Origin of the sequence: Pseudoalteromonas sp. SG45-1 (assembly GCF_014164135.1) — a bacterium.
Classification (GTDB): Bacteria; Pseudomonadota; Gammaproteobacteria; order Enterobacterales; family Alteromonadaceae; genus Pseudoalteromonas; species Pseudoalteromonas distincta.
This window is the reverse complement of record NZ_JACJEP010000010.1, coordinates 43,248-55,332: the sequence shown is the minus strand read 5'-3', so window position 1 is coordinate 55,332 and position 12,085 is coordinate 43,248. Positions and strand designations below refer to the sequence as shown.

Annotated in this window: 10 protein-coding genes; 9 read left to right on the top strand and 1 reads right to left on the bottom strand. The window is 38.8% G+C overall.

Annotation, left to right across the window (positions count from 1 at the left end; translation table 11 throughout):
• Positions 1-90: 90 nt before the first annotated feature.
• From H5117_RS10510 to H5117_RS10485, 6 genes are read left to right on the top strand one after another with little or no spacing between them, the layout of a single operon-like run.
• Complete coding sequence (locus tag H5117_RS10510) at positions 91-1,494, top strand: undecaprenyl-phosphate glucose phosphotransferase (RefSeq protein WP_182737665.1); 1,404 nt, start codon at positions 91-93, stop codon at positions 1,492-1,494.
• On the top strand, positions 1,478-2,692 hold the full coding sequence (locus H5117_RS10505; RefSeq protein WP_182737652.1) for an outer membrane beta-barrel protein: 1,215 nt from the start codon (positions 1,478-1,480) through the stop codon (positions 2,690-2,692). Before H5117_RS10510 ends, H5117_RS10505 begins: the two co-directional genes overlap by 17 nt.
• Positions 2,692-3,210, top strand: coding sequence for a polysaccharide biosynthesis/export family protein (locus H5117_RS10500; RefSeq protein ID WP_182737648.1), 519 nt, complete (start codon positions 2,692-2,694; stop codon positions 3,208-3,210). The genes H5117_RS10505 and H5117_RS10500 overlap by 1 nt, the downstream gene beginning before the upstream one ends.
• A 19-nt stretch (positions 3,211-3,229) precedes the next feature.
• The gene (locus H5117_RS10495; RefSeq protein ID WP_182737644.1) at positions 3,230-5,437 is read left to right on the top strand and encodes a polysaccharide biosynthesis tyrosine autokinase; all 2,208 of its coding nucleotides are present in this window, start codon (positions 3,230-3,232) and stop codon (positions 5,435-5,437) included.
• Between the two features lie 5 nt (positions 5,438-5,442).
• Positions 5,443-6,171, top strand: a complete 729-nt coding sequence (locus tag H5117_RS10490; protein WP_182737641.1) for a tyrosine-protein phosphatase — start codon at positions 5,443-5,445, stop codon at positions 6,169-6,171.
• The gene (locus H5117_RS10485) at positions 6,164-6,865 is read left to right on the top strand and encodes a VpsP family polysaccharide biosynthesis protein (RefSeq protein ID WP_182737639.1); all 702 of its coding nucleotides are present in this window, start codon (positions 6,164-6,166) and stop codon (positions 6,863-6,865) included. Before H5117_RS10490 ends, H5117_RS10485 begins: the two co-directional genes overlap by 8 nt.
• Before the next feature lie 384 nt (positions 6,866-7,249).
• Here the strand turns inward: H5117_RS10485 and rsmF are convergent, their stop codons facing one another.
• Positions 7,250-8,728 (bottom strand): 16S rRNA (cytosine(1407)-C(5))-methyltransferase RsmF, encoded by a 1,479-nt coding sequence (gene rsmF / locus H5117_RS10480; protein WP_182737636.1) that lies wholly within the window; start codon positions 8,726-8,728, stop codon positions 7,250-7,252.
• Positions 8,729-8,993: 265 nt separating this feature from the next.
• Here rsmF and H5117_RS10475 point away from each other — a divergent pair, with 265 nt between their 5' ends.
• The 3 genes from H5117_RS10475 to prpC all read left to right on the top strand — a co-directional run bounded on the left by H5117_RS10475 (position 8,994) and on the right by prpC (position 12,006).
• Positions 8,994-9,680, top strand: a complete 687-nt coding sequence (locus H5117_RS10475) for a GntR family transcriptional regulator (protein WP_182737634.1) — start codon at positions 8,994-8,996, stop codon at positions 9,678-9,680.
• Between the two features lie 273 nt (positions 9,681-9,953).
• Entirely contained in the window at positions 9,954-10,832 is an 879-nt protein-coding gene (gene prpB, locus H5117_RS10470) for a methylisocitrate lyase (RefSeq protein WP_182720392.1), read from the top strand.
• A gap of 49 nt (positions 10,833-10,881) precedes the next feature.
• The gene (gene prpC / locus H5117_RS10465) at positions 10,882-12,006 is read left to right on the top strand and encodes a 2-methylcitrate synthase (RefSeq protein ID WP_182720391.1); all 1,125 of its coding nucleotides are present in this window, start codon (positions 10,882-10,884) and stop codon (positions 12,004-12,006) included.
• Positions 12,007-12,085 lie beyond the last annotated feature (79 nt).

Below are 12,085 nucleotides of genomic sequence, written 5' to 3'. Positions count from 1 at the left end.
TAATAGTAATGTATGGCTAAGCTCGCAAAAATATTGTAAAATTATTATTAAATCTACTTCTAAGTATTTGCTATAAAGGAATGGAATCGCATGACCTCTTCAAGGACTTTTAAGCCTAACGGCTCCTCAGATGCTAGTTTTTATAGATTGTTCGACATTTTTTCGCTATTTTTGGCCTTTCAATGCTCGAGTTTTCTTTATCATTTTGAGCTAACTACCCACTACATGATTGCAATATTAACTGTTGCCTTAAGTTACTTATACTGCGCTGAAATATTTTCGGCTTATCGTTCGTGGCGTGCAGGTAAATTTAGAGACATGATTTTTACAGCCTGGAGTGCATTGTTTTTAGCATTTGCCACTTTGTTTTTTGTTATGTTTGTTTTTAAGTTGACTGAGTCACTTTCACGAGTTGGTTTAGGTTTATGGTTACTGTTTAGTATTATATTTTTATACACGTGGCGCTATGCCGTTAATTTATATAAACGAAATCGCCGTAAGCTCGGTATGAACTTACGTAATGTTGCCATAGTAGGGGCTACTGAGTCGGCGGTATATTTATATGACGAGATTGAAAAAAACGATGAGTTAGGTTTTAAGTTTTTAGGCTTTTATGACGACCGTAAGCCAGAACGATTATTTAATAATGTAACTACTTACGAAGTAACAGGCACAATACAAAACGCTATTTGTGCAGCACGCGAGGGAAAAATAGACATACTCTACATTGCACTGCCAATGAAAGCTGATAAGCGCATAGCAGATCTATTATTGCAACTGGGTGATACCACTGTAGATGTACATTTTATACCCGACTTTTTACTATCAAACTTAATACATGCACGTGTAGAGCATGTTGGTAACGTAGACACACTAAGCGTATTTGAATCGCCTTTTATTGGTGCGCGTGAGTTTATAAAACGCACCGAAGACATAGTAGTGTCGTCGATTATATTAATGCTTATTTCACCCATACTTATTGCTATAGCGTTCGCTGTTAAATTTACTTCAAAAGGACCTGTAATTTTTAAGCAAGACCGCTACGGGCTTGACGGACGTAAAATTAAAGTGTGGAAGTTTCGCTCAATGAGCGTGACCGAAAACAGCACAGTGGTAACTCAAGCCACTAAAAACGATTCCCGTATAACACCATTAGGTGGTTTTTTACGCCGCACCAGCCTAGACGAACTGCCGCAATTTATAAATGTTTTAAAAGGCGATATGTCGATTGTGGGGCCTCGGCCACATGCTGTTGCACATAACGAGGAGTACCGTAAAAAAGTAGAGTTTTATATGCTACGCCATAAAGCAAAGCCCGGTATAACAGGTTGGGCTCAAATCAATGGTTGGCGAGGCGAAACCGATACCCTTAATAAAATGGAAAAACGGGTAGAATTTGACTTGCACTATATTAAGCATTGGTCGTTATGGTTTGATATAAAAATTATTTTTTTAACAATATTTAAGGGATTTAAAAATGCAAACGCTTACTAATCCGGTTAAAGGCTTACTTTTAATTGTAAGTATGGGGGTTACATCCCCAGCATTTGCGGCGCTTAAGCCAGGCAGTGTTATAACTAAAGACGGCGCAGAAATTACGCCTACTTTAACTACAGGAGTTAGCAGTAATGATAACTTTTTTAGCACCCCGAATGATGAAGAGTCGCGTTTAATATGGACTATTACCCCAAACATTGATGCACTGATAGAAGATGGCGTAAATTATTACAGTATTAATGCAGCTACGAGTACAAGCTTGCATAACAAAGACAGCGCAGATAATTTTACCCAAGTTAATTTAAGTGCTGCAACGCATAACGAATTTACCAGCCAACATAGGTTAGATATTAATGCCAGCGCCGATTGGTTGTATGAGCCACGTGGTAGCGGTTTAACTGAAGGCTTAGGTGATGCAATTAACGAGCTGGTAGAATACCAACAACACAATTTTAATGCTCGATACGAATATGGTGCCGTAAGCTCAAAAGCCCAAGTTGCACTGCAGGCTGGTTTTTTTAACAAAAAATACCAAAATTTTAGAGCTGTTTCACAATTTCGTGATTACGATAAAACGTTAATGGGTATTACTGCTTACTACAATACACAAGCTTCAAGCAGAACCTTTATAGAGTTAAAGCGCGAAGATTATCGTTATGATGTGATACAGGCTAATGGTATTAGCCGCGATTCTGACGATACTAAATTACTAGCCGGTATGGAATGGGAGGCAACGGCAGTTACCTCAGGCTCGTTTAAGTTAGGTTATCAAAAAAAGAGCTTTATATCGGCTCAGCGTGAAGATTTTAGCGGTTTAAGTTGGGAAGCTGCGGTTAATTGGCAGCCATTAAGTTATTCGACCGTGCAGTTAAGCACTAGTCGTGCAGCAAAAGATCCATTAGTTGAAGGCGATTACATAAAAGAAAGTACATATGGTATTAATTGGGCACATAATTGGAGCGACTATTTAAGCTCACTTGCTGGTGTTAATTACACTAATGAGCAATATACTGGTGATGTAGGCCGTAAAGATAAATCCAAAAGTGCACGTTTAGGTTTGAACTATATTGCGAGTAAGTTTGGTATGGTGTCTACCTATGTAGACTTTATTGATAAAGATTCTACTCAAAGCGCAATAGAGTTTGACCGCGTTATTGTAGGTGTTAATTTTACATTCGCTTTAAAGGCTAATTAATGAAGTTTATTTTTAGTTTAACGCTGCTATTTTTAAGCAGCGTTTGTTTTGCACAGTCTGAGCAAAATTATGTATTAGGTGCAGGAGATATGGTTGAAATAAAAGTTTTTGGCCAGCCTGATTTAGAGGTTACTGCACTTTTAGGTAATAGTGGTGAGGTTAATTACCCGTTTTTAGGTAAAGTGAAATTAGCGGGGCTTAGCATTTCTGAAGTTGAACAGGTTATAACACAAGGCTTACAACCTGATTATTTAATAAACCCTAATGTATACGTTCAAGTTGTTGAATATAGGCCTTTTTATATTCATGGTGAAGTTAAAGACCCTGGTGCCTACCCTTATCAACCTTCTATGACAGTAAACCAAGCTATAGCACTTGCTGGTGGTTTAACTGAGCGTGCATCTGTTGATAAAATATACATATTTAAAGAGCAAACTAAACAGCAGCAACAAAAAGGTGGTTTAAACAGCCTAATTGCAGCGGGCGATACAATAAAAATCGAACAGCGCTTATTTTAAGTTGTAAAGAGTATTAAACATGAAGAATGACGTAAATGAAATTTTGGACAGTTCTGGTGAGCTTATTGATTTAGGTGTTTATTTAAATATTATTAAAAGGAATTTATGGCGTGTTTTTTGTTTCGCTGTAGTTATTACAATTTTAGTTATAATGTTAGTTTTGACTATGACACCACGCTACAGCGCCACTGCAACTTTGTTAATAGAGTCAGAGCAAAGCAAGGCTGTAAGTTTTGATGAAGTTTACGGCCTCGACTCATCTAAAAAAGAATATTACCTAACTCAGTTTGAGGTTATTAAGTCGGACAGTATTGCTCGTGAGGTCATCACTAAGCTAGACCTAAAGTCACATGTGGACTTTATTCCAAAATCTTCAGTTTCTAAAGAGTTCGCAAATATTATTATAGCTTTTATACCTTTTCTACAGGCGAAGGAGCTTGAATTATCTCAGGAAGATAAATCTCACCTAGAAATGTTATATCTTTTAAACGAATTTAAAAGCAATTTGAGTGTTTCTCCAATACAAAATACTCAATTAGTAAAAATTAGTTTTGAGTCAAGCGATCCTAAATTAGCTGCTTTAGTGGCGAATACAGTGGGTGAAGTATATATAGAAAGCCAAATGCGCGCTAAAATGGGTATTACCCAGCAGGCATCTAATTGGTTAAATACGCGTTTATCGGCACTACGTATTCAGCTTGATACCTCTGAACAAAAACTACAAGCTTACCGTGAAGCACAAAAACTGGTAGATATTGAAGGTATTGCAGGACTTGTAACGCAAGAGCTTGAGCAAATGTCGCAACAATTACTAGTGGCCCGTAACGAAAAAAACAACCTGCAAAGTATTAACCGTGTAATAAGCGAATACGGTAATAATAATTTAGAGCTATTAGGTAGCATGCCTGAAATTACATCACATAAAGTGGTACAAGATGTAAAACGCGAGGTTATTTTAGTAGAGCGTAAGGTAAGTGAATTAAGCGAGGTTTACGGCCCTAAGCACCCTAAAATTATATCGGCAAAGGCTGAGCTTGCTACGGTAAAAACTAACCTAGATAAGCAAATTAAAAGCCTAATTACCGGCATTGAAAAAGAGCTAAACCGAATTACTCGTACCGTAAGCGCGCTTGAGGCTGACTTAGCTAAAATACGTGCAGAATACCAAGAGATCACCCGTAAAGAAACTGCCTATAACCAGTTAAAACGTGAAGTTGAAACAAACCGCAGTATATTTAATACCTTTTTATCGAGATCTAAAGAAACCGAAGTAACCAGTGATTTTAGCTCGGCTGCCGCACGTTTTACTGACCGCGCTTATGCACCAAATAAACCTGCAAAGCCAAATAAAAAGCTTATTATTATTTTAGCTTTTGTGGCAAGTTTTGGTTTTGCGGTAGTAATGAGTTTTATTTTTGATGCGCTTAACGATACAGTTAAAACAAAAAATGATGTTGAGGGTAAATTAGCACAACGTATGCTTGGTTTGTTGCCGCATGTTAAATTGCCAAAAAATAGTGTGTTTCCGATACATGCTTACCTTGATGACAACTACAGGCGTTTTGCCGAGTCGGTACGCACGTTCCGAACTAGTCTATTGTTAACCCAGTTAGAGCGCGACCTTAAAGTTATTGCGGTTACCTCGAGCTCCCCAGGTGAGGGTAAAACCACTACCTCTGCTAATTTAGCTATGTCGCTTGCACAAATGGGTAAAGTGCTAATTATAGATGGCGATTTACGTAAACCAAGTATTGCAAAACGTTTTGATATTCCGGTATTTCACCCAGGTTTAAGTAACTTAATTGTAGGTACCGAGGAGCTTACTGAGTGTGTGCATATAGACGAGCAGTCGGGTGTTGCTATTATGCCAAGTGGGCAAATACCAGGTAACCCTTTAGAGCTTTTGTCTAATATTCGTTTTAGTGAACTGCTTGAGCTACTTAAAGCTAAGTATGATCATATTATTATTGATACGCCGCCCACTCAGGCAGTGAGTGACGCACTAGTTATAGCACAAAGTGCAGATTCGGTTATTTATGTGGTTAAATCTGATGTAACTCGTATTAAACCAATAAAAGCGGGTATTGAGCGTTTGTTTGAGTCTAAAGCACATGTTGCTGGCATAGTGCTTAATCAAGTTGATATGAGTAAGTCAAACGATGAACACAGCTACGGCTACTACGATTACCATGATTACTCACAAAAACCTGAGCAATCAACAGCTTAAAACGAATGATAGATATACATTCTCATATACTACCTGGGCTTGACGATGGCGCTAAAGACTTAACGGAGTCTTTAGCGCTATTAAAAATGGCACAAGCCGATGGTATAACTCACATGGTAGCTACTCCGCACATTCATTTAGGCCGCTTTAATAACGCTGCTTCGCATATTTATGACGATCTAGCTAATTTAAAAGCACAGGCATTAGTAAATAATATTGGTATTAAACTAGCTGTTGCAGCAGAGGTTAGGTTAGATGTAGAGCTAATGAGTTTAGTGCTTAGTAATAAACTCCCGTATATTGGTACGCTTAATTCAGTAAATTATTTATTATTAGAACTCCCGCATTCGCATGTCCCCCAAGGCTACGATAAGTTTATAAATTGGCTAGCTAAACAAAATATAAAAGTGATTATTCCTCATCCTGAGCGTAATCGTGATATTCAAGTAAATCCTTTTTATATTAATCGTTTAAAGCAATTAGGGTGTGAGTTTCAGTTAACAGCGTCAAGCATTGAAGGTGCATGGGGCGAAACTGCAAAAAATATTAGTATAGATATGCTAAAAAAGGGTTTAGTAACCTATGTTGCATCTGATGCTCATTCAGTTAAGCGCAGGCCGCCTATTTTGAGTAAAGCTAAGCAAATAGTGAGCGAGTTGATAGGTAAAAATGATGCACATAATTTGTTTTTTACCAACCCTAAGCGTCTAACAGAGTCGTTGTTTAATGAGTAATTTAAATACAAACCGCCTCACACAAATTGCAATACTTGCAGTTATTACATTAGTTATAGGTTATCAAAGCTCACAAAGTATGCGTGCAAATACATGGTATTTTAATGCAGTCAATATTTTAAAGCAGCCTGTAAGCACAATTACTCCTGAAGAGCTAGAGCTTGCAGACAGGGCAATTACATATGCAACAAGCCAAGACCCTTCACAGCCTCATTACTGGCAGTTAAGTGCTTATATAAAAATGTCCAATCTAGCTGTAACTAGCGAGCAAAATAAGAATAATCTTTTGGTTTATCAACAAGCAGAAAAAGATCTATTAAAGTCATTAGAGTTAAGGCAAACATGGTCAGAAACGTGGATTGCACTGGCACAAGTAGTTAGTTATCAAGAAGGGCCGACAGAGCGCGTATACGAGTATATTCAGCAGGCTAAAAAATTCGGGCCGTACAAGCTTGATGTGCAGCTTGGTATTATTCAAATAGCGCTAATGAACTGGCAGCAACTCCCTCCAAAGTATAAAGCATTGTATGTTGCTGAATTAAATTTAGCCGTTAAATATGGTTATAAATTTTATCAAGTTTTTGATGTTGCTAAGCAAGTTGATGCTTTGCCTATTTTATGTCTATCGCTTAAGTTTGGCTCTCACTTTGAACCGCTAAGAACTAGCTGGATGTTTAAAAAACATTGTAACTAGGTAGGTTTTGAAAGTGTTTAGCCTGTTTACGTTAAAGTGAAAACCAATTGCACAAAGAGAAGTGAATGAGGAGTAAATGAGAAGACACCAAGTGATCTATTCAACGAACTGACTTATCACTTCTCTAAAAGCGCAGCGTCTCATAACCTCTTTGTGAATATTTGTTTTATTGGTAAAAGCTGAACTGTTATTATAGGGCGTAAAAAATTGCCCAGAGGTTAAAAACCTCTGGGCTATAAATTGACTCTAAATTGAGCCTAGCGTTAACTAAAAACTTTCTGGTTCGTTAGGGAGAAGAAGAAAGTACTTAAAACTATAGTAAAGCTGTTCAATAAAGCATAACTAATTTCGCCATCTGGTTACATTTGATAACAAAGGATTAGATTAATTATGCGTAATTTGTACTTTAGTTTCACCCCAGCTTATTAACTGCGTATTTTGCACTAGATCGCGTGGTAGTGAGTTTTTGATCTTATTTTTTTGCCATTTCCCCAGCCCAATAGGGCAACCACACAGCGTTAATACCACTTCACCTATTGTTTGAGTTGCCTCAGTTAAGCATATATCTTTACCTTGAAAATAATCATTGGCTTGCTCGTTATTTAAAGCAAATACATTGGTTTTACACTCATTGCCAAATACGGTTGCAAACTCGTGCGTTAGCCTTACGCCGTTTTTATGAATAATTCCAATTTGAATGCCTAAACGTGCGTATTTAATTTTATTTTGGACGGCTTCAAACCCCTCAGGAAATAACCACAGTTCTTTGTCACGCTGCATTAGGCTGCCAGGCAGGTTAGTTAACCCAAAATGCTTTTTAAGCGATTGCATAAACGCGACGCTTTGCTTTTTATCAAACTCGTTGAACGGAAACGCGCCTTTTTTAACTGTTTGATTTGGGTTATCGCAACTTGCGTGCTTTTTAAATTTAGCAATAAAAAAGCCTTCGCTATCGAAGGTTTGCGGCCATACATGTAAATAGCCCTCATTAGTTGTGGCTTTGCTTGAACCTTCAAATAAATCACTGAGTGACTCAGGTGCTATATAGTCGCCAAATTCACTGAGTAAATAACCGCACACTTGTTGATTTTCGAGCGGGGTGAGTGTGCAGGTTGAATACACTAAGGTGCCACCTGGCTTTAATGCGTAAAATGCGCTTTTAATTAAGTCTTTTTGTACTTGGGCTATTTGTATGTTTGATTCTATTGACCAATTTTTTAGTGCGTCGGCGTCTTTACGTACCGTGCCTTCGCCAGAGCAGGGCGCGTCTAGCAATATGCTATCAAAGCATTCAAACATGTAGTTGCCAAATATAACGCCATCAAAATGCGAGAGCGCACAGTTGCCTACTCCCATGCGTTTGAGCGTTGCGCTAAGTACTTTTAGGCGCGATGACGAAAGCTCGTTTGCAACAAGCACGCCTTGGTTATCCATAAGTGCTGCAAGTTGCGATGTTTTAGAGCCTGGTGCTGATGCCATATCAAGCACGGTGTTATTTTGAGAGTCAGCGAGTTCAATACTTTGTTTTAAGGCAATAGGCGGCAGCATTGAACTTGCCTCTTGCACGTACATAGCACCGCTTAGATGTAAGTCGGTATTACCTAGGGCTAGGTTTTGCTCTTCATCGCATGGGCGTTCTAACCAAAAGCCTTCACTGCACCATGGGATTGGGGTTAGCAGCCAATTTTTTTCAGTGGCACGTTTTACAAATTCTTCAATGCTAATTTTTAATGTATTAACGCGGATAGATTTTCTGAGGGGCCTGCGACACGCATTTAAAAAGTCATCTAAGTTTAGATGCGCTGGTAAATAGGTTTTTACGTCATCAATAAAGTGCTCAGGAATAAAAGTGTTGGCGTTCACGCGTTAGCTCATACTATAAAAATAAAGCGTGATAATAGCATTTATATAATGCATTTTCAGCGCTTAAAGACGTAACATCTGATTTATTATGCTGTCGACACTTCATTGTTTTAGTCCATTTTAAAACCATTTTTATGCGACTTCAGGTTAATAGTGTCGACAATGAGTGTGTTTTTTAGCCATTTTGATAGGTTTAAGGGTTGACATGATTTTTTAATAAGCCCATAGTAACCACATTAATTGTCGACAATCTAAAAAATAACTTATGACACACACATTTTTAAACGAAGCGCCTATAACTACCGCATCAGATCAAGTATTTGTAGATATGCGCCGTGAGATTGTTGAAGGTAGTATAGTTCAAGACAGTAAAATATCAGAGCCTGAGCTTGCCAAACGTTATGGTGTAAGCCGTGCAACGCTTAGAGAGGCGTTAAATCGCCTAGAAAGTTGCTACCTTGTTGAGCGTAAAGCTAACGTAGGTTGCCGAGTAGTTGCCCTTACTGCTGAGCGTTTGATTGAAGTGTACCAAGTTCGCAGCTCACTTGAAGGTTTGGCATGTAGGCTTGCTGCCGACAATATGGAACCCGAAGAAGTAAAAGGCTTAAAGCAATTACTTAATCAGCACCTACAAACACAACGTGTTAAAGAAGGCGAGTCTTACTATCAAGAAGCCGGCGATTTAGATTTTCATTATCGTATTATTCAAGGCAGTAAAAACGCGCATTTAATTCATTTACTGTGTAATGAGCTTTATCAATTAATACGCATGTACCGTGTACAAATGGGCATGGTGGGGCCGCGTGTATCAAAAGCGTTTGATGAACATTTAGCTATTATTAACGCCATTGAAAACCACGACGGCGAACTGGCCGAAATGTTAATGAAGCGCCACATCAGTGCATCGCAAGCAAATATCCAAACCAAATTTGATGTATACCAATCAATATGAGTATTCGAACAATTTAACGGATTAAATCGCTCCGTAACGTCGTTAAAAATTTTTTATTTAGAACCACTAAACATAAAAATTATTGCCTAGTTACAGAACGATTTTCTTATCGTTAAATAGACCTCATACCCATACAGATTGATATTAGTCGCAAAAAAAGAAGCTGCTAATAGCTAAAAGCTAAAAGCTAGCAAGAGCAGTTAAACAGTCACAATTACATATTAAAACTATAAGTTACTCCACGTAGCAACCGTTCAAAGTGAGGAGAAAGTAATGTCAGCAGGATTAAAATTTAAACACGCTATTGCCAATAACAGCCCGTTACAAGTGGTAGGTACTATTAACGCCTACACAGCGATGATGGCAGAAAAAATGGGTCACCAAGCTATTTACCTCTCAGGTGCCGGTGTTGCAAACGCCTCGTTTGGTATGCCTGACTTAGGTATGACGAGCCTTGATAACGTGCTTGAAGATATTCGCCGTATTACTGGTGCTAGCGATTTACCACTACTTGTTGATGCCGATACCGGTTGGGGTGGGGCGTTTAACATTGCACGAACAGTAAAAGAAATGACTAAAGCGGGTGCGGCGGGTTTTCATATAGAAGACCAAGTAGCGCAAAAACGCTGTGGTCATCGCCCTAATAAAGAAATTGTAAGCCAAGGTGAAATGGTTGACCGCATTAAAGCGGCGGTTGATGCAAAAACCGATAGCGATTTTTATATTATGGCGCGTACCGATGCATTTCAAAAAGAAGGTTTAAACGCCGCGATAGACCGTGCAGCAGCCTGTGTTGAAGCGGGTGCTGACGCTATTTTTGCAGAAGCCGTACACGACCTTGCTGATTACCAAGCATTTGCAAAAGCGATTAACGTTCCAATTTTGGCAAACATTACTGAGTTTGGCCAAACACCTATTTACACAAAAGAGCAGTTAAGCGATGTAGGTGTTGAAATGGTGCTTTACCCACTCAGTGCATTTAGAGCCATGAACAAAGCAGCATTAAACGTGTATTCAGCAATTTTAAATGAAGGCTCGCAACAAAGCCAAATTGAAAATATGCAAACGCGCTCTGAGCTTTACGACTTTTTAGATTACCACACGTACGAGAACACACTCGATAACCTTTTTTCATCAAAATCTGACAAATAATAATTATTAAAAAATAAAATCACACACAAATTTAAGATAGGAGAAGATCATGGTAGATAAAGCATTAGGCGGCGCGGGTTTACGCGGACAAGTGGCTGGTCAAACAGCATTGTGTACTGTTGGACAAAGTGGTTCTGGTTTAACGTATTGTGGTTACGATATTAGCGAACTTGCCGAAAAAGCGCAGTTTGAAGAAGTGTCTTTTTTACTTTCACGTGGTGAGTTACCAACCACAAGCGAATTGGCTGAGTATAAAGCAAAACTAAAAAGTTTACGCGGCTTACCTGATGCGCTTAAAACCGTGCTTGAAAACATTCCTAAAGACGCGCACCCAATGGATGTAATGCGCACGGGTTGCTCAATGTTGGGTAACCTTGAAATGGAGCTTGATTTTAGCCAAGCCAATGATGCAATCGACCGTATGGTTGCTGTGTTCCCAAGTATTATTTGTTACTGGTACCGCTTTACACACGATGGCGTACGCATTGAAACACAAACTGATGACGACTCAGTTGGCGCACATTTTTTAAATTTATTACACGACAAAGCACCTAGTGAATTGTTTGCACAGGTAATGAATGTATCACTAATTTTATACGCAGAGCACGAGTTTAACGCCTCTACCTTTACAGGCCGTGTATGTGCTTCAACTTTATCTGATATTCACTCTTGTGTAACTGGTGCGATTGGTACGCTACGTGGTCCATTACATGGTGGTGCTAACGAAGCGGCAATGGATATGATTCAAGGTTTTACAAGTCCTGAACATGCTGAGAAAGAAATTATGGGCATGCTTGAACGTAAAGACAAAATTATGGGTTTTGGTCATGCTATTTATCGCGAGTCTGATCCGCGTAATGTAATTATTAAAAAGTGGTCTGAAAAACTAGCGGCTGAGGTAGGCGATACGGTGCTTTACCCTGTGTCTGTTCGTTGTGAAGAGATTATGTGGCGCGAGAAAAAACTGTTTTGTAATGCCGATTTTTTCCATGCATCTGCTTATCACTTTATGGATATTCCAACTAAATTATTTACGCCAATATTTGTAATGAGCCGTGTTACGGGCTGGACTGCCCATGTAAAAGAGCAGCGCGCTAACAACCGTATTATTCGCCCAAGTGCCGATTACACAGGGCCTGACGCACGCAGTTACACACCAATAGAGTCACGTTAAAAAATGGGTGAGCACGCATGTGCTCACTTTTTTATTGCACATAGCCACTAGCGAGCAGTTTTTCTCAAACTTTTTATTA